The 21,809-nt window shown below is 73.7% G+C and carries 20 protein-coding genes; all 20 read right to left on the reverse strand.

Annotated features, from left to right (window positions below; genetic code table 11):
• Window positions 1–325 precede the first annotated feature (325 nt).
• The 20 genes from FHX32_RS02385 to FHX32_RS02480 all read right to left on the reverse strand — a co-directional run bounded on the left by FHX32_RS02385 (window position 326) and on the right by FHX32_RS02480 (window position 21,755).
• Window positions 326–1,393, reverse strand: a complete 1,068-nt coding sequence (locus tag FHX32_RS02385; RefSeq protein ID WP_167179062.1) for a polyprenyl synthetase family protein — start codon at window positions 1,391–1,393, stop codon at window positions 326–328.
• Complete coding sequence (locus FHX32_RS02390) at window positions 1,390–2,844, reverse strand: alkaline phosphatase family protein (RefSeq protein WP_486480879.1); 1,455 nt, start codon at window positions 2,842–2,844, stop codon at window positions 1,390–1,392. The genes FHX32_RS02385 and FHX32_RS02390 overlap by 4 nt, the downstream gene beginning before the upstream one ends.
• Entirely contained in the window at window positions 2,841–4,094 is a 1,254-nt protein-coding gene (gene eboE / locus FHX32_RS02395) for a metabolite traffic protein EboE (protein ID WP_167179064.1), read from the reverse strand. The genes FHX32_RS02390 and eboE overlap by 4 nt, the downstream gene beginning before the upstream one ends.
• Window positions 4,094–4,960: a TatD family hydrolase gene (locus FHX32_RS02400; protein ID WP_167179066.1), complete on the reverse strand. Its 867-nt coding sequence runs from the start codon at window positions 4,958–4,960 to the stop codon at window positions 4,094–4,096. Before FHX32_RS02400 ends, eboE begins: the two co-directional genes overlap by 1 nt.
• Complete coding sequence (locus FHX32_RS02405; RefSeq protein WP_167179068.1) at window positions 4,960–5,580, reverse strand: EboA domain-containing protein; 621 nt, start codon at window positions 5,578–5,580, stop codon at window positions 4,960–4,962. Before FHX32_RS02405 ends, FHX32_RS02400 begins: the two co-directional genes overlap by 1 nt.
• A gap of 121 nt (window positions 5,581–5,701) precedes the next feature.
• Complete coding sequence (locus FHX32_RS02410; RefSeq protein ID WP_167179070.1) at window positions 5,702–6,709, reverse strand: sugar phosphate isomerase/epimerase family protein; 1,008 nt, start codon at window positions 6,707–6,709, stop codon at window positions 5,702–5,704.
• Window positions 6,706–7,614, reverse strand: coding sequence for an SCO3242 family prenyltransferase (locus FHX32_RS02415; RefSeq protein ID WP_167179072.1), 909 nt, complete (start codon window positions 7,612–7,614; stop codon window positions 6,706–6,708). The genes FHX32_RS02410 and FHX32_RS02415 overlap by 4 nt, the downstream gene beginning before the upstream one ends.
• A complete protein-coding gene (locus FHX32_RS02420) occupies window positions 7,598–8,758 on the reverse strand; it encodes an inositol-3-phosphate synthase (protein ID WP_167179074.1) in 1,161 nt (386 codons plus the stop codon). Before FHX32_RS02420 ends, FHX32_RS02415 begins: the two co-directional genes overlap by 17 nt.
• 577 nt (window positions 8,759–9,335) lie before the next feature.
• Window positions 9,336–10,547: a Gfo/Idh/MocA family protein gene (locus FHX32_RS02425; protein ID WP_486481068.1), complete on the reverse strand. Its 1,212-nt coding sequence runs from the start codon at window positions 10,545–10,547 to the stop codon at window positions 9,336–9,338.
• Between the two features lie 53 nt (window positions 10,548–10,600).
• Window positions 10,601–11,656 (reverse strand): substrate-binding domain-containing protein, encoded by a 1,056-nt coding sequence (locus FHX32_RS02430; protein ID WP_167179078.1) that lies wholly within the window; start codon window positions 11,654–11,656, stop codon window positions 10,601–10,603.
• 120 nt (window positions 11,657–11,776) lie between these two features.
• Window positions 11,777–12,898, reverse strand: a complete 1,122-nt coding sequence (locus FHX32_RS02435) for an ABC transporter permease (protein WP_167179080.1) — start codon at window positions 12,896–12,898, stop codon at window positions 11,777–11,779.
• Window positions 12,895–14,484, reverse strand: a complete 1,590-nt coding sequence (locus FHX32_RS02440) for a sugar ABC transporter ATP-binding protein (RefSeq protein WP_167179082.1) — start codon at window positions 14,482–14,484, stop codon at window positions 12,895–12,897. Before FHX32_RS02440 ends, FHX32_RS02435 begins: the two co-directional genes overlap by 4 nt.
• Complete coding sequence (locus tag FHX32_RS02445) at window positions 14,481–15,659, reverse strand: ROK family protein (protein WP_167179084.1); 1,179 nt, start codon at window positions 15,657–15,659, stop codon at window positions 14,481–14,483. Before FHX32_RS02445 ends, FHX32_RS02440 begins: the two co-directional genes overlap by 4 nt.
• A 265-nt stretch (window positions 15,660–15,924) precedes the next feature.
• Window positions 15,925–16,938, reverse strand: coding sequence for a YihY/virulence factor BrkB family protein (locus FHX32_RS02450; protein ID WP_167179086.1), 1,014 nt, complete (start codon window positions 16,936–16,938; stop codon window positions 15,925–15,927).
• A 224-nt stretch (window positions 16,939–17,162) separates the two neighbouring features.
• Window positions 17,163–17,894 carry an NADPH-dependent F420 reductase gene (locus tag FHX32_RS02455; RefSeq protein WP_486481069.1) on the reverse strand — a complete coding sequence of 244 codons (732 nt, stop codon included), beginning with the start codon at window positions 17,892–17,894 and terminating at the stop codon, window positions 17,163–17,165.
• A gap of 27 nt (window positions 17,895–17,921) precedes the next feature.
• Window positions 17,922–18,953, reverse strand: a complete 1,032-nt coding sequence (locus FHX32_RS02460; RefSeq protein WP_167179090.1) for an LLM class flavin-dependent oxidoreductase — start codon at window positions 18,951–18,953, stop codon at window positions 17,922–17,924.
• 187 nt (window positions 18,954–19,140) lie between these two features.
• Window positions 19,141–19,950, reverse strand: a complete 810-nt coding sequence (locus FHX32_RS02465; protein WP_167179092.1) for an ABC transporter permease — start codon at window positions 19,948–19,950, stop codon at window positions 19,141–19,143.
• Between the two features lie 11 nt (window positions 19,951–19,961).
• Window positions 19,962–20,756, reverse strand: coding sequence for an ABC transporter permease (locus FHX32_RS02470; RefSeq protein WP_167182107.1), 795 nt, complete (start codon window positions 20,754–20,756; stop codon window positions 19,962–19,964).
• A gap of 277 nt (window positions 20,757–21,033) precedes the next feature.
• Window positions 21,034–21,447 (reverse strand): SRPBCC family protein, encoded by a 414-nt coding sequence (locus FHX32_RS02475; protein WP_167179093.1) that lies wholly within the window; start codon window positions 21,445–21,447, stop codon window positions 21,034–21,036.
• Window positions 21,444–21,755: a metalloregulator ArsR/SmtB family transcription factor gene (locus tag FHX32_RS02480; RefSeq protein ID WP_167179095.1), complete on the reverse strand. Its 312-nt coding sequence runs from the start codon at window positions 21,753–21,755 to the stop codon at window positions 21,444–21,446. Before FHX32_RS02480 ends, FHX32_RS02475 begins: the two co-directional genes overlap by 4 nt.
• Between the last annotated feature and the right edge of the window lie 54 nt (window positions 21,756–21,809).

Here is a 21,809-nt window from a genome sequence, read left to right on the forward strand (position 1 = left end):
CGTTGAGCTGTCCCTTCCTGACGAGTGAATGCCAGGGCGGGGCGCGCGCCGTCGCGCCGGATGCCGTAGCGGGGGGATGCGGCGGCCCGCCGGGGTGCCGTCCCGGCCGGCCGTGACCACCGGTCGGTGGGGCCACGTCTCGGAGGTCACCAGTCGATGGGTTACCGCGCCGCCGGTTCACCTCGACGAAACAGTGTCGTGTTGGCCACGACATTAAGTTGCGCACGTCGATGTGTCCATACCTTCTGTGGATCCAGAATGGACTTTTGTCGATCTGGGCGAAAGTCGGCGCGTACGTACCCCGCGGGTCGGTGCGGCTCGCGAGTCAGAGCCGGCGGTCGACCGCCTGGCCGGCCAGGCGGATCAGCGCCGCCCGGCTCTCGTCGGCCAGCGGCGCGTGCGCCAGCGCGGCCAGCGCGGCGTCGGTGCGGACCCGGATCATCTGCTCGATCCGCTCGCGGGCGCCGGTGCTCTCGATGATCCCGCGCAGCTCGGCCGCGCCGTCGGCGTCCAGCGCCGGGTTGCCGAACAGGTCCCGCAGCCGGGCCGTCTGGGCCCGGTCGGCGGCGCTGCGGGCCAGCGCCATCATCACCGTCGGCTTGCCTTCGCGCAGGTCGTCCAGGACCGACTTGCCGGTCACCGCCGGGTCGCCGAAGACCCCGAGCACGTCGTCGCGGAGCTGGAACGCGTCGCCGAGCGGGTCGCCGAACTCGGCCAGCGCGGCGAGCAGTTCCGGCCCGCCGCCGGCCAGCGCCGCGCCGATCTGCAACGGCCGGGTGACCGTGTAGCGGGCCGCCTTCATCCGGATCACGGTCAGCGCGCTGGCCACCGAGCCGTCACCCACCCCGGAGACCAGGTCGAGGTACTCGCCGGCGATCACCTCGGTGCGCATCAGCGCGAAGACGGCGTACCCCCGGTGGATCTGCTCGGTGCTCAGGCCGCACTCGTGGAACATCTGGTCCGACCAGGCGGCGCAGAGGTCCCCGCAGAGCAGCGCGGTGTTGCGCCCGTACGCCTCCGGGTCGCCGCGCCAGGCCGACCGGGCGTGCAGGTCGGCGAAGAGCCGGTGCACCGACGGCTCGCCCCGGCGCCGGTCGCTGCCGTCGAGGATGTCGTCGTGGATCAGCGCGAAGGCGTGGAACAGCTCCAACGCGGCGGCGGCGACCACGATCGGCGTGCCGTCCGCGCCCCCGGCACCGCGCCAGCCCCAGTAGCAGAAGAGCGGGCGCAGCCGCTTTCCGCCGGCCAGCACGAAGCGGTGCAGCGCGGTGAACACGCCCCGGGGCGCGCCGTCCGGCCACTCGGGGCCCTGCCGGTCGAGGAACGCGGCCAACTCGGCGTCGAACCGGGCGCGCAGCCCGCTGGCGTCGGTCGGTGCCACGGTCACCGTCACGGCGCCTCTCCCCTCGGCTCGCCGGCCGGCGGGCGCCGACCGGCCGGTGTGCGCTCGCCGGCCGGGCCGGGCGACAGCCCGGCCAGCTCCAGCAGCAGCGCCTTGACCTCGGTGGCGGCGATCCGGTCCCGGGCCGCGGCCGGGTCGGAGCAGAGCAGCACCGGCCCGTCGGCCGGGTCGGCCGGCAGCCGCCCGTGCGAGCCGCGCACCGCCCGGGCGCCGGCGTCCAGCCCGACCACGCTCATCAGGTAGCGCAGCCCGAGCTTCTTGCGGGCCAGCGCGGCCGCGGCGCGCCGCTTCGCCGCACCGGGTGCGGCCGGGTCGAAGAAGAGCTCGGCGGGGTCGTAGCCCGGCTTCCGGTGGATCTCCACCAGCCGGGCGAAGTCCGGCGCCCGCGCGTCGTCGAGCCAGTAGTAGTACGTGAACCAGGCGTCCGGCTCGGCCACCAGCACCAGCTCGCCGGCGCGCGGGTGGTCCAGCCCGTGCGCCGCCTTGCCCTCGGCGTCGAGCACCTCGGCCACCCCGGGCAGCCCGGCGCAGAGCTTCGCCACCGCCGGCACGTCGGCCGGGTCCCGGAGGTAGACGTGCGCGATCTGGTGGTCGGCGACCGCGAACGCCCGCGAGGTCCACGGGTCGAGGTACTCCATGCCGGCCTGGGTGTGTACCCGGAGCAGCCCCTCGGCGCGCAGCAGCCGGTTGACGTCGACAGGGCGGGACACGTCGGTGATGCCGTACTCGGAGAGCACCACCACCGTCGCGTCCCGGGCCGCGGCGGCGTCCAGCAGCGGCCCGAGCACCCCGTCCAGTTCGGCCGCGGCGGCGGCCGCCCGGGGCGAGGAGGCGCCGAAGCGTTGCAGGTCGTAGTCGAGGTGCGGGACGTAGACCAGGGTGAGGTCCGGTGCCTGGTCGGTGAGGATCTGCTCGGCCGCCCGGCAGATCCAGGTCGAGGAGGGGATGCCGGCGCCCGGGCCCCAGTAGGTGAACAGCGGGAAGGTGCCGAGCCGGCCGGTCAGCGCGTCGTGCAGCTCGGGCGGGTCGGTGTAGCAGTCGGGCTCCTTGCGCCCGTCCGCGAAGTAGATCGGCCGGGGGGTGACCGTCCAGTCGACGTCCGCGCCCATCGCGTACCACCAGCAGACGTTGGCCACCGTGTAGCCGGGTTCGGCCCGGCGGGCCGCCTGCCAGAGCTTCTCGCCGCCGACCAGCGCGTTGTGCTGCCGCCAGAGCAGCACCTCGCCCAGCTCCCGGAAGTACCAGCCGTTGCCGACGATGCCGTGCTCGGCCGGGAGCGCCCCGGTCAGGAAGGTCGACTGCACCGAGCAGGTCACCGCGGGCAGCACGGTGCCCAGTTCGGCGCGGAATCCGGCGTCGGCGACCGCGCGCAGCCGGGGCATGTGCGCCAGCAGCCGCGGGGTCAGCCCGACCACGTCCAGCACCACCAGCCGTTTGCTCATGCCGTCACCTCGCTCCGCTCGGCGCCGCCATGAGGCACCCCGGCGCTGTGTCGATGATTCGCTCGCCAAGGCTCGCTCATGCCGGTGAGCGGCGTGAGGCCGAGGGCGGCCAGCTCGTCGCGGGCGAAGGCCAGCTCCGCGGCGATCCCGGCGGCCAGCTCCGCGTCGGTGCGCGGCCGGCGCGCCGCCGGCAGCACCCCCCAGGTGTACGTCTCGACGTCCAGGTGGTCGCAGCCGGCCTCCGGGCCGGTGTAGAGCGCGGCCAGCGCGGCGCGCAGCACCGGGAGGGTGGCGCCCAGCGGCTCCTCGGGCGGGGCGTGCAGCGGCACGTGGTAGTGCACCCGCCAGGGCCCGGGCAGCCGGGCGGCCAGCGCGGCGTCCAGGTCGTCCGCCGCGTACGCCGGGTCGGCCGGGTCCGCCGCGCCCGCGCAGCCGGCGGCGCGGGTCTGGTGCAGGAAGCGCGGCTCCACCCAGCGGCGCAGCGCCTCCGTCGCCCCGGCCGGCGCCTCGATCGCCGCGGAGACCTGCACCTTCACCACCGGCAGCCCGGCGGCCCGCAGCCGGGCCAGCGCTTCGGCCGGCTCCTCCCAGGCGCAGGCGAGGTGCGCCAGGTCGAGGCAGACGCCCAGCCGCTCGGTGTCCATACCGGACAGTACCCCGGCCGCCTGCCCGCTGCTCTCCACCAGGCAGCCGGGTTCCGGCTCGAAGCCGACCCGGATCGGCCGGCCGGTGTCCCGCTCGACGGCGGCGAGCCCGGCCGCGAGCTGGTCCAGCCGGTGGCGGGCAGCGTCGGCCCGGCCGGCGTCCCAGGGGTGCCGCCAGGCCAGCGGGAGGGTGGAGACCGATCCCCGGGCCGCGTCCTCGGGCAGCAGGTCGGCCAGCACCCGGGCCAGGTCGAGGGTGTAGCGCAGCCGCCGTTCGGTGGTCCAGTCCGGGTGGTAGACCTCGCCCTTGACCACCGGGGCCTGGAACGCCGCGTACGGGAAGCCGTTGAGGGTGACCACCTCCAGCCCCCGCGCGGCCAGTTCGGCGCGCAGCCGGCGGCGGGCCACCGGGTCGGCGGCCAGCTCGGCGGCGACCGGGGCGGCCAGCCACAGCCCGAGGCCGAGCAGGTCGACGTCGAGATGGCGGCGCACCGGCAGGGCGTAGTCGTCCAGTTGGGCGAGGACGCCGGCGAGGTCCTCGGCGGGGTGCACGTTCGTGCAGTAGCCGAGGTGGACGGTGCCGCCGCCGGCGTGCCGCAGCCGCATCAGCTCCCCCCGCGCAGGATCGAGTTGCCAGCGTAGGTGCCGGCGGGCGGGTCGACGTCGGCCAGGTCGAGGTCGGTCAGGTCGAGCCGGCCGGACTGGCCGTAGAACTCGACCGGGTTGCGCCACAGCACCTGGTCGACGTCGTCGGCGGTGAACCCGGCGAGCAGCATCGCCTCGCCGGTGGCCCGGGTGAGCAGCGGGTCCGAGCGCCCCCAGTCGGCCGCCGAGTTGACCAGCATCCGCTCCGTCCCGTACGCCCGCAGCAGCTCCACCATCCGGGGCGGCGACATCTTGGTGTCCGGGTAGATGGAGAAGCCGAGCCAGCAGCCGGTGTCCCGGGCCAGCTTCACGGTCACCTCGTTGAGGTGGTCGAGCACCACCCGGCCCGGCTCGATGCCGCTCTCGCGGACCACCGCGAGGCTGCGCTCCACGCCCCGGGCCTTGTCCCGGTGCGGGGTGTGCACCAGCGCCGGCAGGTCGTGCGCGACGGCGAGGGCGAGCTGGGCGGCGAACGCCGCGTCCTCCTCCGGGGTCATCGAGTCATAGCCGATCTCGCCGACCGCCACCACGCCGTCCTTCTCCAGGTAGCGGGGCAGCAGGTCGAGCACCGGACGGCAGCGCGGGTCGTTGGCCTCCTTCGGGTTGAGCGCGATGGTGGCGTGGTGCCGGACGCCGAACTGGCCGGCCCGGAACGGCTCCCAGCCGATCAGCGAGTCGAAGTAGTCGGCGAACGAGTCGGCGCTGGTGCGGGGCTGGCCCAGCCAGAACGCCGGCTCCACCACCGCGCGTACCCCGGCGGCGGCCATCCGTTCGTAGTCGTCGGTGGTACGCGAGGTCATGTGGATGTGCGGGTCGAAGATGCGCATCACGCCTCCCTGGCGGTGGGCCGGCCGGAGCCGGCGGTGAGCCGGTCGAGCAGGTCGGTGGCGTCGGCCGGCATGCGCCGGCCGGCGGCGTGCCGTTCGGCCGCCAGCGCGCCCAGCATCGCGGCCAGCTCGGCGTCGGCACGCGTGTCGAGGTCGGCCACCGCGGCCAACGGCACCCCGGTGAAGACGCACTTGAGCACCGCCTGCCGCCAGGCCGCCGGGTCCAGGTGCCGGGCGTACGGGCCGAGGGCGGCGGCGACCAGTCGGGTGTCGTTGGTGCGGATCGCGTCGTGCAGCAGCGGCACCCCGGCCGAGCCGATCGGCAGCAGCGGCAGCGCCTTCAGCACGGCCCGCTTCTCGGCGGCGTCGCCGTGCCGGTAGAGGGCGTCGGCGCGCTCGGCGTGCCGGGTGGGCAGGCTGGCCAGCAGCAGCGCCCGGGCCGCCTCGTCGGCCGTCCAGCCGGGCACGCCGGCCAGCTCGTGGCGCCCGCAGCGCCGGCCGGCGGCCGGGAACCAGCGGGCGATGCTGTCCGGTTCGGCGGCCACCCGGCGCACGGCCTCGGCCAGCCAGTCGGGATCGGACACCTCCCGCAGCGCGGCCCGCAGCTGATCGGCTTTCATCGTGCCTCCCCTCGGCGCCGCCTCCCGACCGGGAGCCGGCGCGGTCTAGTGGTGCCCCGGGGCGGCCCGGCCGCCCGCCACCGGCACCGGCCGGTGGGCACCCTCGGCCCCTCGCTCGCACCTACATACGCACCGCGGCCTTCCGGTCCGGGGTGTCGGTGGGCGCGGAGCGGGGGGCCGCGGCGCGAGCCGGCCGGGCCGGCGCCCCGGCAGGCCCGGGCGCCTCGACGTGGGCCGACGCCTCGACGTGGGCGGACGCCTCGGCGTGGGCGGCGGCGGCGCGCAGGAAGTCGATCGAGCGGGCGGCGACGGCCGGCGCGGCGTGCGAGTGCCGGGGCAGTTCGACGGCGACCAGGCCGCGGTAGCCGGCCTCGGCCAGGGCGCGCAGCACCGGCGGGAAGTCGATCTCGCCGGTGCCGAACTCCAGGTGCTCGTGCACCCCCCGGCGCATGTCGTCGATCTGGACGTTGACCAGGTGCTCGGCCACGTCGAGCACACACGCCGGCACCGGCTGAGGCTCCAGGCAGCGACAGTGCCCGATGTCGAGGGTGATGCCGAAGACGCCCGGGTCACCGAGCGCGGCGCGCAGCCGGCGCCAACCGGCGACGTCCTCGACCAGCATGCCCGGCTCGGGCTCGAAGCCGAGCGGCACCCCGGCCACGTCGGCGGCGTCCACCACCGCCGCGCAGCCGGCGACCAGCCGGTCCCAGGCGGCGGCCGGGGCGACCGCCTCGGGGCGTACGCCGGCCCAGAACGAGACCGCCTCGGCGCCCAGGTCGGCGCCGATCCGGACGGCGCGGCGGAGGAACTCCACCCGCCGGGTCGGGTCGTCGTGCAGCAGCGTCGGCGCGTGCTTGTGCCAGGGGTCGAGCAGGTACCGCGCCCCGGTCTCGATCACCACGGCGAGGCCGAGGTCGGCCAGCCGGCGGCGGACGGCGGCCACCCGCCGGACCAGCGCCGGTGCGAACGGGTCGAGGTGGTCGTGGTCCAGGGTGAGCGCGACGCCGGTGTAGCCGAGGTCGGCGATCACCGCGAGCGCGTCGTCCAGCCGGTGGTTGGCGAACCCGTTGGTGCCGTAGCCGAACCGCAGGTCGGTGGGGCGCGGCGCCGGAGCGGGGTGGGCGGTCATGTCGGGGACACCTTCCGGGCCAGCCGGCGGCCCAGCGGCGCCGCCGCCGCCACCGCCAGCCCGAGCAGGCCGGCGCCGGAGCGCGCGGTGAGCGCGCCCTGCAACGCGGGCAATCCGGTGATCCCGGCGCCCACCGCGGCGCGTACCCGGCCGGCCGAGGGCTCGGCCACCACCCGCGCCTGCGCCCCGCCGTACCGGGCGGCGTACCAGCCGGCGAGCACGGCCGGCAGGGCCGCCGCGACCCGGGCCAGCCGGACCGGGGCCCGCGTCGGGTCGCCGGCGGACCGGGTGCGGGCGGCGGCCGGGGGCGTCGCGGCGGCGGCCGCGACCAGGGCGGTGCCGGCCAGGGTGCGCAGCGGCAGGCCGGCCTCGGCGCCGCTGACCTCGCGGCGGGACAGCGCGGTGACCGTCCAGGTGTGCGCGGCCACGGTGACCGCCGCCGGCACCGCCCGGCGCAGCCGGCCACCGGACGCGCCGAGCAGCACGTCCAGCCCCCGGCAGGCGGCCATCACGGCCGGCCCGGCGGCGGTGTTCTTGGCCGCCAGGTCGTACCCCCACACGGTGGCCGCGAGCGGCAGGGCGACCGCGGCGGCCCGCCGGCCGCCGGCGGCGGTGGCCAGCGCGAGCCCGGCGGCGGTGAGCCCGGCGGCCAGGCCGAACGCGGCGGGCGGGCTGACCCGGCCGCTGGGGATCGGCCGCTCCGGCCGCTCGACGGCGTCCAGCCCCCGGTCGGCCCAGTCGTTGGCGGCCATGCCGGCCCAGTAGAGCAGCACCGAGGCGCCGGCCAGGGCGGGCGTACGCGGGCCCAGCGTGCCGGCCGCCGCGGCGCCGGCGAACACGTCCCCGGGGACCGAGAGCGCGGCCGGCGCGCGGACCAGCTCGGCCAGGTCAGCCGGGCTGGGCATCGCTGCCTCCGGAGTGCAGCCGGCGGGTGAACTCGCACAGCCGGGTCCACTGCTCGGCCAGCGCGTGGGTGGGCGCGGCGAGCGGGTCCTTGAAGAAGAAGGCGAGGTCGGCCAGGGGCCCGCGGTGCCCGGCGGCGTGCGCGGCGGCGGTGAGCCGGGCCAGGTCGAGCACCAGCGGCGCGGCCAGCGCGGAGTCGCAGCCGTGCCAGGTGAACTCCAGCCGCATCCCGGTGCCCAGGAACCCGGCGAAGGTGACCAGGTCCCACGCGGTCTTGAAGTCGCCGAGGTTCTCGACGTAGTCGATCCGGGTGCCGCCCTGCGGCTGGTAGCCGAGGGTTTCGCCGAGCACCCGCTGCTTGCTCTCCACCTTGGCCGCGTTGGCGGCCGGGTCGGCCAACGTGGCGCCGTCGCCGCCGCCGAGCAGGTTCACCCCGGACCAGGAGCGCACCGCCAGGTGCCGCATCGCGAACATCGGGGCGAGCACCGACTTGACCAGGGTCTCCCCGGTCTTGCCGTCGTGCCCGGCGTACGGCAGGCCGCGCTCGTCGGCCAGCGCCCGCAGCGCCGGCAGCCGCAGCCCGGTGGACGGGGTGAAGTCGACGTACGGGCAGCCGGCGGTGACCGCCGCGTACGCGTAGAGCGAGCTGGCCGGCAGCACCTCCTCGGCGCCGGCGAGCGCGGCCCGCAGCGCGGCCGGGTCGGCGTGCGCCGGATGCGGCCGGGCGACCGGTTCGGTGGCCGAGACGTTGACCACCACCATCCGCTCCAGCTCGTTGCGGCGGCGGAAGTCGTCGAGGTCGCGGACGGTGGCGGCGGCCCGGTCGGCCTGGCTGCCCCCGGCCGGCGCGGGGCGCAGTTCCCGCTCGACCGCTGCCAGTTCGTCGGCCAGCGCGGCGACCAGCCGCCCGGGCACCACGCCGGCGTCGGCGAGCGCCTCGGCCCGCTTGACCAGTGGGGTGGCGACCACGTCGTGGCCGCCGAAGACCAGGTCGGCGAAGGACGGCAGAGCTGGCCCGCGCAGTTCGGCCAGCTCGGTGACGCAGCCGGTGGGGCCGGCCAGCCCCGCCCGCAGAGCGAGCGCTCCCACGATGCTGGTGGTCGCGACCGAGCCGCGCGCCCCCACCAGCCAGACACCCGTACGCATGGTGCTCCTTCCCAGATCAGGAGGAACCGGCCGTAAATAGAATTATATACATATTTCTTTGCGTTGGGGAAGATCTTCCGGCGGAGCGGATGGCCCCGTCCGGCCGTCCACCTCGGGTGGAGCTGACCGGCCGGCGTCGAAGTCGGCGGCGACGGCGCCGGACCGGTTCCCGGTGCGGGCCGGACGGACGGGGCTGGTAGGCAGGGTCGGTCGGCGTCTCGACCCTGCCTCCCCCGCATCCGGCCGGTCGGGGCGTCGGCGCGCCCCGGCCGGACGTCTCAGCCGGCGCCGTCCGCCGGTACGGTCGATGCCCGGGGTGCGGAGCACCCGCGGGGGTGGGAGCGGGCGACGAAGTGGACGCGAGCGGTTGGGAGTGCCATCTGGTCCTCCGGATCGCCGGGTTGGTGGCGGCCCTCCGGTGCGGCCGGGGAATCCCGGTCCGGCCGCACCGGACGACCGTCCTGCTCGTGCGCCACCGGGCCGTACGGCCCGGCTGCACGTCCTCCGGAACCGGCCTCGTCCCCGCCGCGGGGCGCAAACCGCGGCCGGGCCCTCGCCGGTCGGTCCCGGAGGTGGCTCAGGCGGCCACCGGGGCCAGCGCCGGCTCCACGTCGGTCCACGAGGAACCGAGCTCCGCCGACCGGGTCACCGCGTCCAGCACCAACTGGACCTGCAACGCGTCGGCGAAGGAGGGGGCCGGGTCGGCGCCGGTGGCGATCGCCTCGATGAAGTCCCGCATCTGGTGGGTGAACGAGTGCTCGTAGCCGATGATGTGGCCGGGCGGCCACCAGGCCGACATGTACGGGTGCTCGCCCTCGGTCACCAGGATGCGGCTGAAGCCCTGCTCGGCGCTGGGTCGGGTGGCGTCGTAGAACTCCAGCTCGTTGAGGCGTTCCAGGTCGAAGACCACGGTCCCGAGGGAGCCGTTGATCTCCACCCGGAGGGCGTTCTTGCGACCGGTGGCGAACCGGCTCGCCTCGTACGTGGCCAGCGCGCCGCCGTCGAGCCGGGCCACGAAGACCGCGGCGTCGTCGACGGTGACCGGGCCGGTGGCCGGGGCGTGCCCGTCGGCGGAACCATGCCCGTCGACCGGGCCCGCACCGTCCACGGTGGCCGCCAGCCCGCTCGACCCGGCGGGCAGCGGCCGTTCCTTGACGAACGTCTCGGTCACCGCGCTGACCCCGGTGATCCGCCGTCCGGTGACGAACTGGGTCAGGTCGATGATGTGCGCGCCGATGTCGCCGAGCGCACCGGAGCCCGCCCTGTCCTTCTGCAGCCGCCAGACCAGCGGGAACTGCGGGTCCACGATCCAGTCCTGCAGGTACGTCGCCCGGACGTGCCGGATGACTCCGAGCCGTCCGTCGGCGACCAGCTGCCGCATCATCGTGACCGCGGGCACCCGGCGGTAGTTGAATCCGCACATCGACCGCACGCCGGCGGCCTGGGCGGTGGCCGCCGCGGCGGCCATCGCCCGGGCCTCGGAGACCGTGTTGGCCAGCGGCTTCTCGCACAGCACGTGCTTGCCGGCGGCCAGCGCGGCGAGTGCGATCTCGGCATGGCTGTCGCCGGGCGTGCAGACGTCCACCACGTCGATGTCGTCCCGGCTGACCAGGTCACGCCAGTCCGTGGTGTACGCCTCCCAGCCGAGCCGGTCGGCGGCGTCGGCCACCTTCCCGGCGTCCCGGCCGCAGATCAACGCCATCCGGGCCCGCGCCGGCAGGTCGTACACCCGGTTCACGGTGCGCCACGCCTGCGAGTGCGCGGCGCCCATGAACGCGTAGCCGACCATGCCGACCCGCAGTTGCTTGTTCGTCGTGGACAAGGTGGGTCTCCCCCCGTGTGTCAGAACCCGAGCTTGAGGTAGTTGCTCGCGTTCTCCTTGGTGATCGTCTCGGAGGCGAGGATGATTTCCTTGGGCACCTGGAGTTCCACCAGGTCGGACATGCCCCGGCCCTGGGCGATCAGCCGGGCCAGCGAGATGGCCGACGAGGCCATCGACGGGCTGTAGGTGACCGTCGCCTTGAGCGGGGTGTTGTCCGCCTGGATGTCCTCCATCGCCTTCTTCGAGCCGGCGCCACCGACCATGAAGAACTCCTTGCGGTTGGCCTGGTTGATCGCGGCCAGCACGCCGATGCCCTGGTCGTCGTCGTGGTTCCAGAGCGCGTCCATCTTCGGCAGCGCCTGGAGCAGCTGCGCCGCCTCCCGCTGGCCCGAGTCGGCGGTGAACTCCGCCGCCCGGCGGTTGGCGACCCGGAAGCCGGCCGCGGTGAGCGTGTCGGCGAAGCCCTTCGACCGCTCCTGGGTCAGCTCCAGCGAGTCGATGCCGGCGATCTCACCGATCACCGGGTTGGTCAGGCCCTTCGCCTTGAACTGCGCGATCATGTAGGTGGCGGCGGCCACCCCCATGCCGTAGTTGTCGCCCTTGATCTGCAGCCGGTAGGCCCGCGCGTCCGGGAACGCCCGGTCCAGGTTGACCACCGGGATGCCGGCGTTCATCGCCTCCAGGCCGAAGGCGTTGAGCTCCTTGCCGTCGTGCGGCAGCAGTACGATCACGTCCGGCTTCTGCGAGATCAGGGTGGACAGCGCCGCCCGCTGGGCCGCCGCGTCGGCGCCGGCCTCGACCGTCTTGAACTCCACGTCGGAGTACGTCCCGGCCTGCGCCTTGGCGTTGTTGGTGATGGCGGCGATCCAGCCGTGGTCCGCGGCCGGCGCGGAGAAGCCGACCGTCACCCGCTTGCCGGGCTCGCTGTTGCCGCCGGGCGCGCCGGCCGCCTTGGTCTGCGCCTCGGTCGGCTCCTGCTCGTTGCTGGTGCACCCGGCGAGGAGCACACCGGCGCCCACGGCGGCCCCGCCGAAGAGCAGTCTGCGGCGCGACAGGTCGCGACTGTGCTGGGTCATGACGACCTCCTGTTTCGCGGTGGTGGAGAGAAGGGGTTCGCGGTGCTCGGAAAAGGGTGTGCGGGGCCCGGCCACCGTCGCGTGCTCCGGTGGCCCGGGTGGTGCGTGGTCGGGATCGGGTCAGGTGGTGGTGAGCCGGTTGCGGCCCAGGAACTGGGTGAGGCTGCGGAACTTGACCTGCTGGACCAGGACGGCCGCGACGATGATGCCGCCCTTGACCATGTTCTGGGCCTCGGTGGAAAGGCCGTTGATGGCGAAGAGGTTGGTGATGGTGGCGAAGATGACCACCCCGAGCAGGGAGCCGATGATGGTCCCCCGCCCGCCGCTGAGCAGCGTGCCGCCGATGATCGCGGCGGCGATCGCGTCCAGCTCGTAGAGGTTCGCCATCGCCGCCTGGGCCGAGTTGGCCTGGGCGGTGAGCATGATGGCGGCGATGCCGCAGCACAGCCCGGAGAGCGCGTAGAGCAGCAGGGTGTGCCGCTTGACGTTGATGCCGGCCAGCCGGGCCGCCTCCGGGTTGCCGCCGACGGCCACCGTTCGCCGGCCGAAGGTGGTGCGGTTGAGCAGCACCCAGCCGGCCGCCACCACCGCGGCGAGGATGTAGACCAGCAGCGGGATGCCGAGCAGGTCGTTGCTGGCCAGTCCGTTGATCACGGAGTTGTTCGACACCTGGGTCTGCTTGTCGGAGATCTCCGCGGCCAGGCCGCGGGCGGCCACCAGCATGGCCAGCGTGGCGATGAACGGCACCAGCCGGCCGTACGAGATGAGCAACCCGTTGACCAGGCCGACGGCGAGCCCGACGGTGAGTGCGCTGAAGATCATGCCGCCGGCGCCGTAGCTCTGGGTGGCCACCGTGGTGCACCAGACCCCGGCGAGCGCGACGATCGCGCCGACCGAGAGGTCGATGCCACCCCCGATGATCACGAAGGTCATCCCGACCGTGACCACGCCGACCACCGAGGCCAGCTTGAGGATGCTCAGCACGTTGTCCCAGACCCAGTCCGGGTTGGAGTAGAGGTCCGAGCGGGTGACCGCGCCGATCACGATCAGCACCAGCAGCACCCCGATCAACGCGAGGTTGCGGCGGGCGCCCTCGCCGCCGTCGCCCCGCCACCAGGAGAGCCGACCGGCGACCGCCGCCGGCCCGACGGCCGCGGCCGTCTCCGCCGGGTCCACCGGCGGGGACTGCGCCGGCAGCTGCGCCGCCCGCTCCGCGGTGGGTGTGGGAGGTACATCGCTCATGCCGGTGCGCCTTCCATCAGGGACCCCGCCATGACGAGGTCGAGCACGGTGTTCTCGTCCAGTTCGCCGGCCGGGGCTTCGCGGACGACCCGCCCCTCCCGCATCACCAGCACCCGGTCGGCCAGACCGAGCACCTCGGGCACCTCGCTGGAGACCAGCAGCACCCCGACGCCGCGGGCCGCCAGGGCCCGGATGACCTGGTACAGCTCGGACCGGGCGCCGACGTCCACGCCCCGGGTCGGCTCGTCGAGCAGCAGCAGCCGGGTGTCGCCGAGCAGCCACCGCCCGACCACCACCTTCTGCTGGTTGCCGCCGGAGAGGGTGCGCACCGGCCGGCGGACGTCACGGGGGCGCAGCTCCAGGCTCTCGGCGATCCGGTCCGCCTCGGCCCGCTCCCGGCCGACGTCGGTGAAGCCGAGCCGCGCGTACCGGCCGAAGGTGGCCAGCGTGACGTTGCGGTAGATCGGCTCGCCGAGCAGCAGGGCCTGGCTCTTGCGCTCCTCCGGGGCCATCCCCATGCCGGCCCGTACCGCCGCGCCGACGCTGCCCGGACGCAGCGTCCGGCCGGCCATGGTGACCGTGCCGGCCTCGGCCCGGCGGGCGCCGTAGATGGTCTCCAGCAGCTCGGAGCGGCCCGAGCCGACCAGCCCGGCGATGCCCACGATCTCCCCGGCCCGGACGCTGAGCGAGACGTCGGCGAACTCCCCCGACCGGGTCAGCCCGTCGACCCGCAGCAGCTCGTCGCCGCCGGCGCCTGCGGTGGGGCGGTCCGGGAAGACGTACTCGATGGTGCGGCCGGTCATCCGGCTGACCAGGTCGCGGGTCGGGGTTTCGCGGGCCGGCAGGTTCGCCGCGGTGGTCCGGCCGTCCTTGAGTACGGTGACCCGGTCGCCGATCTCGCGGATCTCCTCCAGCCGGTGCGAGATGTAGATGACGGCGATCCCCTGGGCGGTCAGCTCGCGGATGATCCGGAACAGGTTGCCGACCTCGTCGTGTGCCAGCACCGCGCTCGGCTCGTCCATGATGATCAGTCGCGCCTCGTGGGAGAGCGCGCGGGCCATGCTGACCACCTGCTTGCCGGCCGCCGGCAGGGCGCGGACCATCCGCCCGGGCGCGATCTCCGCGTGGCCGAGCCGGCCGAGGATCTGCCGGGTACGCCGGGCCATGTGCCCGCGCCGGACGAAGCCGAACCGGCGCGGCTCGTGGCCGAGGAAGGTGTTCTCCGCCACCGAGAGGTCCTCGACCAGGTCGAGTTCCTGGTAGATGGTGGCGATGCCGGCGCGCATGGCGGCCTGCGGGTTGGCGAAGCTGACCGGCTCGCCGCGCCACTCGACCTGCCCGGAGTCGGGCCGGTGCACCCCGGCGAGCACCTTGATCAGGGTGGACTTGCCGGCGCCGTTCTGCCCCAGCAGGCAGTGCACCTCGCCGGCGCGCACCTCCAACTGCACCCCGTCCAGGGCCCGTACGCCCGGGAAGGTCTTGACCACGTCGGTGAGGCGCAGCACCACCTCGCCCGCGACGGCGTCGGCGGGCGCCTCGACCAGCGGAGCATCTGTCACGACGGCCTCCTCGGGTTGCTCGGTCATGACGCCTCCCCGAAGGCCACGTCGCTGGCGAGGACGGCGGCGCCGGCCACCCCGGCGCGCGGCCCCAGCTCGGACAGGACGACCGGGAGGTTGCCGGTGGCCAGCGGCAGCGACCGGCGGTAGACCACGCTGCGGATCTCGGCGAGCAGGATGTGACCGAGCTGGGCGAGGCCGCCGCCGATCACGATCATCGACGGGTTGGTGAAGCTCACCAGCCCGGCCAGTACGCCGCCGACCCGCCGCCCCCCGTCGCGGATCAGTTGGATGCAGGTGACGTCGCCCTCGACGGCGCCCTCGGCGACGTCCAGCGCGGTCACCTCGCCCCGGGCGGCGAGCCGCTCGACCAGCGCCGGGGAGGCGCCGCTGCGCGCGGCGGCGGTCGCGTCCTTGGCCAGCGCGGCGCCGCTGAACAGCGCCTCCAGGCAGCCGACGTTGCCGCAGGAGCACATCGGACCGTGCGAGTCGACCTGGATGTGGCCGATGTCCCCGGCGCAGCCGTCGGTGCCCCGGTAGACCTCGCCGCTGAGGTAGATGCCGCAGCCGATACCGGTGCCGATCTTGACGAAGAGGAAGTCGTCCACCGAGTGCGCCACCCCGCCGTGCCGCTCCCCGATCGCCATGATGTTGACGTCGTTGTCGACCACGGCCGGGCAGCCGTGCTCCCGGGTGAGCAGCTCGCGCACCGGGAAGCGGTCCCACCCGGGCATGATCGGCGGAGAGACCGGGACGCCGTCGCGGAAGCTGACCGGGCCGGGCACGCCGATGCCGACCGCGTCGAGGCGCTCGTAGGCGCCGTCCACCTTGGCCTTGTGCAGCAGCTCGTTGACCCGCTGGAGGATCAGCTTCGGGCCGGAGCGGATGTCGGCCGGTTCGGCGTACGCGGCCACCGGCTCCAGCCGGCCGTTGACCACCTCGACGTCGATCGAGCTGGCGCCCAGGTCGACCGCGGCGAACCGCAGGTGCGGGCTGAGCTCGACCAGGGTGGAGCGGCGACCGCCGCGGGAGGCGGCCAGCCCGGCCTCGGCGACGTAGCCGAGGCCCACCAGCCGTTCCAGCTCGGCGAGCAGGCGGGGGCGGGGCATCTGCAACCGGTCGGCCAGCTCGGCGCGGGACACCGCTCCCTCGTCGCGGAGCAACCGCAACAGCCGTACGTGCAACGGGTCCACGGTCCGCACCGGGCTCACCTCTTCAGGGGCTCGTCCACGTCGGCGTGACGCCGAAGTGTTGTGCCCGACACAGTAGGAGCGTTCCGTGCCGCATGTCCAGAGCTTCGGCCAATCTGACGCCAACTTTTGTCTGTCCGAGCAAAAGCTAATAGTGGATCAAGAAAAGAGCCCCGCTCGCCACCCCGCGCGATCTTGCACTTTGCGCCCCCGCAAATGCCCCGATTCGGGACATAGGGCGGGCTGAAAGTGCAAGATCGCCGGGAGGGGTAGGGGGTTAGCGGCGGCGGGCGTTGCGCTTCTTGCGGAGCTTGCGGTCGTCGCGCAGCTCGACGTACGGCTCCTCGTCGGCCGCGTGCCCGGCCGAGAAGGCGCGGCTGCGCTCCAGTTCGGCGTCGAACTCGGCGCCGAGCAGGATCGCGATGTTGCTGAGCCAGAGCCAGACCAGGAAGATGATCACGCCGGCCAGCGCCCCGTACGTCTTGTTGTACGAGCCGAAGTTGCTCACGTAGAGCGCGAACAGGCCGGAGACGACCAGCCAGATCACCACGGCCAGGACGCCGCCGGGGCTGACCCAGCGGAAGCCGCCGTGCCGCGCGTTCGGCGAGGCCCAGTAGAGGATCGCGAACATCAGGCTCACCAGGACCAGCAGCACCGGCCACTTGGCGATGTTCCAGACCGTCACCACGGTGGAGCCGACCCCGATCGCCTCGCCGACCTGCTCGGCCAGGCCGCCGGTGAAGACCACGATCACCGCGGAGGCCAGCAGCATCACCCCGATCACCGCGGTGACCCCGATCCGGATCGGCAGGGTCTTCCAGATCGGCCGACCCTCGGGCACGTCGTAGATGGTGTTCGAGGCGCGCATGAACGCCGCGATGTAGCCGGACGCGGACCAGAAGGCGGCCAGCAGACCGAGGATCGCGGCCAGGCTCGCCAGCCCGCCACTCTGTTGCGCCTGGCCGATCGCGGTGTCGATGATCTCCCGGATGTTCTCCTGCGGCACCGCGTCGTTGACGGTGTCCTTGACGCCCTGGGTGGCCCGCGGCCCGAGCAGGCCGAGGATGGAAATCAGCACCAGCAGACCCGGGAAGATGGAGAGCACGCCGTAGTAGGTCAGCGCCGCCGCCCAGTCGGTCAGGCTGTCGTCCTGGAACTCGCGGACGGTGCGCCGCAGCGCCGCCTTCCACCCGGTGCCCGGCAGCTGGGCCGGGCTCTCCGGCCCCCCGTCGGGCCCGGCCGGCCCGGCAGGGTCCCGCCCCTCGCGGGCGGAGGAATTGTCGGCGGCCATCGCCCCTCCCTCGTCGTCGGCGTCAACCCCCGACATGCCCGAGGCAGGGGCCGGCTAACCACCCGGTCGGGGCGCAACCTGCCCGTCCGGCGCCGGCGTCCGGCGTCCGCGTAGGCCTCGGCGTGGGAGTCGGAGGCGGCGTCGGTCGCCCCCGGCGGGCCGGTGGCATCGGGCAACGGGGACCGGCCGGACGCCGCCCCGCCGCGCCTGCCCCGGGTGCCGGCTCAGGCTCGCGCGCGGGCGATGAGTTGCCCGCGCGCCGACTGCGGGAACCGGTCGAGCCGGGCACGAACCTCGTCGGCGTCGACGTTGGCGCCGAAGAGCTCGGTGCCCGGTTCGAGACGGACGCCGGCCGCGAGGGGGCCGGCGACGACCGGATCGAAGCCGAGCGCGTCGACCAGCGCGGCGACCGTGTCGAGATCGGCGGGGTCGTCGCCGGCGATGGCCAGGGCCTTGCGGCCGGCGTCGCCCGCGGGCCGGGCCCCGTCCTCAAGGTCGTGGTAGCCCATGTGGTTGAACGCCTTGACCACCCGGGAGCCGGGGAGGAAGGCCTGGACGGTCTCGCTGGACGAGGTGCGCGGGTCGGTGAGGTCGTCGCGGATGCCGTCGACCTCCCACCAGTAGTTCATGGCGTCGACGACCAGCTTGCCGCGCAGCGCGTCCGCCGGGATGGTGCGGTACCTGCCCAGCGGAAGGGCGAGGATGACGAGGTCCGCCCGGGCCGCGGCCTCGGTGGCGGTGACGGCGACCGCCCCGGGCGTGAGCACGTCGACGGTGAGGGCGATCTTCGCCGGGTCGCCGGAGCCCGCGATGAGCACCTGGTAGCCGGCGGCCAGGGCGAGCCGGGCCAGCACCGTGCCCACCTTGCCGGCACCGAGGATGCCGAGGGTCTGCGGGCCCTGCCGGACGACGTCGTTCATGTCCTTCTCCCAGGTTGTCTCGCCACTGCCGGGGATGGCGGATTGCGCCGCCTCGAACGCGGGTCAGCCGGCGAGGATGTCGCGGACCATCGGGACCACCTTGGTGCCGTAGAGCTCGACGGCCCGCAGCCGCGCGCTGATCGGCTGGGCGCCAGCGGTGTAGATGAGGTCGAACCGGCCGACGCCGAGGGTGCCGACCGCGCGGGCGATCTTGCCGGCGACGGTTTCCGGTGCACCGATGTAGAGGGACCCCTGCTCGACCTCGGCGTCGAACTCCGCACGCCGGATGGGCGGCCAACCGCGGAGCGCGCCGATCCGATCGCGCATGACCCGGTAGTGCGGCCAGTAGATCTCCTTGGCTTCCTCGTCGGTGTCGGCGATGAAGCCCGGCGAGTGCATGCCGACCGGGTACGCGGTCGTGCCGAACTGCGCGGACGCCCGGCGGTACAGGTCGATGTAGGGCGCGAAGCGGCCCGGCTGGCCACCGATGATGGCGAGCATGAGCGGCAGGCCGTATCGGGCGGTGCGGACCACCGACTGCGGTGAGCCACCGACGCCCACCCAGGTGGTGAGGCGGCCCGATTCGGTCTTCGGGAAGACGTCGGCGTTGTCGAGCGGGGCACGCTTGGTGCCGCTCCAGGTGACCGGCTTCTCGTCGAGCAGCTTGACGAACAGCTCGATCTTCTCCTCGAACAGCACGTCGTAGTCGCTCAGGTCGTAGCCGAACAGCGGAAAGGACTCGGTGAACGAGCCACGGCCGAGGATGACCTCGGCACGGCCGTTCGACATCGCGTCCACGGTGGCGAAGCGCTGGAACACCCGGACCGGATCGTCCGAACTCAGCACCGTCACGCCGGAGGCGAGCCGGATCCGTGAGGTGCGGGTGGCGATGCCGGCGAGGACGGTCTCCGGGGTCGAGATGGAGTACTCGGGCCGGTGGTGCTCGCCGAGGGCGATGACGTCGACGCCGACCTGCTCGGCCAGCACCGCCTCGTCGACGACCTGCCGGATCGCGGCGGCGTAGGAGACCAGCGCACCGGAGTCGTCCGCTGGGACGTCGCCGAAGGTGTCGAGTCCGAACTCCAGCTCAGGCATGGGTGGCCTCCAGGGCGCGGGACAGACAATTGACCGGTCAAGTATGTGCATTGCTTGACCGGTCAAGCAAAGGGCGCCGGCGTGACGGTCGACACACCACGGCGGGCGGATCAGCATCCGGCGCGCGGAGGGCACCACCACCGACAGCCGGGGCGGAGACCAGACCCTCGGACGTCGGCGCGATCACCTACTTGTAGAGCAATCTGCCCATCCGGCGCGACGCCACCAGCAACCCGACGGCCAGCACGGCCAGCAGGTAGAGCACGTCGGGCAGCCACGACCAGCCGTCGCCGCCGACGGTGACGCCCCGGATCAGGTGCACCGCCCGGTAGAGCGGGGTCACCTCGACCAGCCAGCGCAGCACCGACGGGTACGCCTCGGCCGGCACGAACGTGCCGGAGAAGAGGAAGAGGGTGAACTGGGCCGACCCCATCAGGTCGAAATCCTGCCAGCTGCGCATGAGGGTGGAGACGGCCATGCCGATCGCCCCGAAGGCGAAGCCGACCAGCACCGCGGCCGGGAAGGCGACCAGCGCCCGCGCGGCGGTGGTGAGGTCCATCGCCACCATCACGGCGAGGAAGGCCGCCGAGTAGGCGCTGCCCCGCAGCATCGCCCAGCCCAGCTCGCCGAGGGCGATCTCGAACGGCTGCACCGGGGTGGCGATCACCCCGTCGTACAGCTTCATGTACTTCATCTTCCCGAAGAAGTTGAAGGTGGTCTCGGCCAGCGCGCCGGTCATCGCCGACGAGGCGAGCATCGCCGGGGCCACGAACGCCGCGTACGTGACGATCTGGCCGCCGGGCAGGGTGAGGTCGCCGACCAGGGCGCCCACCCCGACGCCGATGGAGAGCAGGTAGAGCAGCGGCTCCACGAAGCCGGAGAGGAGCAGCAGCCAGTAGACCGACTTCAGGGCCGCGACGTTGCGCTCGGCGACCGACACCGACCGTCGGCCCGCGGCGGAGACGTCGACCAGCCGGGGCAGCACGAGAGTGACCACGACAGCCTTCCTCAGACGACCAGCTTGCGGCGGAACGCCCGGTGGGCCAGCAGCCAGCCGCCGAGCGCCCAGGCCGCGAGGTAGAGCAGGTGGCCGGCGACCGACCACTGCGGATCGACGCCCAGGGTGGCCGCCCGGCACAGGTCGACGCCGTGCCAGAGCGGCGTCGCGTACGCCACCCAGCGCAGCCCGACCGGCAGCGACTCGACCGGGAAGAACACCCCGGCGAAGAGCGTCATCGGGATGACCGCGAAGCGGAACAGCATGGCCAGCCAACTGTCGCTGTCGACCGCCGACGCGTACGCGAAGGTGGGCGCCGCCACGGCCAGCCCGAGCAGCGCCACCACCGCCGGCACCACCAGCGCCCAGGGCGAACGCAGCGCCCCGAACAGGGCGGTCACCACCAGGAACGCGGCGATCGTGGTGAGCACCCGGAACAGCACGAAGGCCAGGTGACCGGTGAGGATGTCGGCCACCCGCAGCGGCGCGGCGCTCTGCGCGAAGTAGGTCTTGATCCACTGGAAGTTGCTGAACACCGGCCAGGTCGACTCGCCGATGGCCACCTGCAACGCGGTCGAGGCGATCAGCCCCGGCACCAGCCAGTCGAGGTAGCGCACCCCGCCGACGCCCTGGTCGATGTAGGCCCCCACGCCCAGCCCGAAGCCGACCACGGTCAGCACCGGCAGCAGGAACGAGGAGAAGACCCCGGCCCGCCAGGTGCGCCGGTAGCCGACCAGGTAGTGCGCCAGCACCGCGAGCGCCGGCACCCGGGGCAGCGGCGGCCGCGCCCGCGCCTGTTGCGTCACACTCACCCGATCGCCCCCGTCGCCGCCGTCCATCACGGCCTTCCTACCCCGGGGGTACGACAGGCCGTGGCCACCCTACGACCGACGCCCGAACCTGTCGTGGCAGTTTCCGCAGCGGGCGGGGCTACCGAGCATGTCGACCGTCGCGGCCGCCGGTGGCGGATGCACCAGCTCACCGCCGATGGCGCGGTGGCCGCCCGGGTCCGCGCCCAGGTCGCCGCCCGGGCGGCGATCCGGAGGCGTGACGGCCGTCGCGCGGGGCAGCCGGGCGTGAATGTCAGCCGGTGAGCTGGCTGGCGGTCTGGACGAGTTGCGGCAGCACCTTGTCTCGCCATCCGGGTCCCATGCGGTTGAAGGCGTCACGGTCGGACTTCAGGTCGAAGTCGAATCCGCTGTGCTCGAAGAACAGGCGAGTGCCGCTGCCTTCCGCGACGAGACGCCAGGCCAGCGTCCAGGTCTCGTTGAAGGTGTAGACGAGCTTCTGTTCGGGGACGACTTCGAGCACTTCGCAGGGCACCGATCCCCAGCCGGGCATCTGCAGGTGGAAGCGGTGACCGACGGTTGCGGCGATGTCGCCGGGGACCCACCAGCGGGCGTGCAGTTCGGGCTCGGTGAGCGTGCGCCAGACCTTGCTCGGTGGGGCGTCGACGAACTGGTCGATGGCGATCGTGTCGGTGTTGGTTGTGGTCATTGGTCCTCCTCGGCGACATCGGCGAGCGAGCGCAGCCGCTGGCGCCAGAATCGTTCGAACGGATGGAGCCAGTCGCCGACCTGGGCGAGAGGCTCCGCGGTGAGGTGGTAGTGCCGTTGGCGGCCCCTGGGTTCATCGCACACCAGCGCGGCGCGCCGGAGCACCTGCAGGTGTTCGGCGACCGCGGGCCGGCTCAACTCGAACTGGTCGGCGAGGTCGCCAGCCGTTCGAGGTCCCTCCGCGAGCAACTGCAGCAGCCTGCGGCGAATCGGGTTCGCCAGCGCGAGGAACACGTCGTCTTCGGGCACCGTCCCAAGATATGTCGGAGGTTGCCGACATGTCAATGATTTCCGACGCGTTGG

The organism is Micromonospora sp. CNZ280 (genome assembly GCF_011759515.1).

Bases quoted from the DNA above. Each gene is read 5' to 3' on its own strand.
- FHX32_RS02390 (WP_486480879.1), bottom strand. From the start codon at position 2,844: ATGAGCAAACGGCTGGTGGTGCTGGACGTGGTCGGGCTGACCCCGCGG.
- eboE (WP_167179064.1), bottom strand. From the start codon at position 4,094: ATGCGGCTGCGGCACGCCGGCGGCGGCACCGTCCACCTCGGCTACTGC.
- FHX32_RS02400 (WP_167179066.1), bottom strand. From the start codon at position 4,960: ATGCGCATCTTCGACCCGCACATCCACATGACCTCGCGTACCACCGAC.
- FHX32_RS02405 (WP_167179068.1), bottom strand. From the start codon at position 5,580: ATGAAAGCCGATCAGCTGCGGGCCGCGCTGCGGGAGGTGTCCGATCCC.
- FHX32_RS02410 (WP_167179070.1), bottom strand. From the start codon at position 6,709: ATGACCGCCCACCCCGCTCCGGCGCCGCGCCCCACCGACCTGCGGTTC.
- FHX32_RS02415 (WP_167179072.1), bottom strand. From the start codon at position 7,614: ATGCCCAGCCCGGCTGACCTGGCCGAGCTGGTCCGCGCGCCGGCCGCG.
- FHX32_RS02420 (WP_167179074.1), bottom strand. From the start codon at position 8,758: ATGCGTACGGGTGTCTGGCTGGTGGGGGCGCGCGGCTCGGTCGCGACC.
- FHX32_RS02425 (WP_486481068.1), bottom strand. From the start codon at position 10,547: ATGGTCGGCTACGCGTTCATGGGCGCCGCGCACTCGCAGGCGTGGCGC.
- FHX32_RS02430 (WP_167179078.1), bottom strand. From the start codon at position 11,656: ATGACCCAGCACAGTCGCGACCTGTCGCGCCGCAGACTGCTCTTCGGC.
- FHX32_RS02435 (WP_167179080.1), bottom strand. From the start codon at position 12,898: ATGAGCGATGTACCTCCCACACCCACCGCGGAGCGGGCGGCGCAGCTG.
- FHX32_RS02440 (WP_167179082.1), bottom strand. From the start codon at position 14,484: ATGACCGAGCAACCCGAGGAGGCCGTCGTGACAGATGCTCCGCTGGTC.
- FHX32_RS02450 (WP_167179086.1), bottom strand. From the start codon at position 16,938: ATGGCCGCCGACAATTCCTCCGCCCGCGAGGGGCGGGACCCTGCCGGG.
- FHX32_RS02460 (WP_167179090.1), bottom strand. From the start codon at position 18,953: ATGCCTGAGCTGGAGTTCGGACTCGACACCTTCGGCGACGTCCCAGCG.
- FHX32_RS02475 (WP_167179093.1), bottom strand. From the start codon at position 21,447: ATGACCACAACCAACACCGACACGATCGCCATCGACCAGTTCGTCGAC.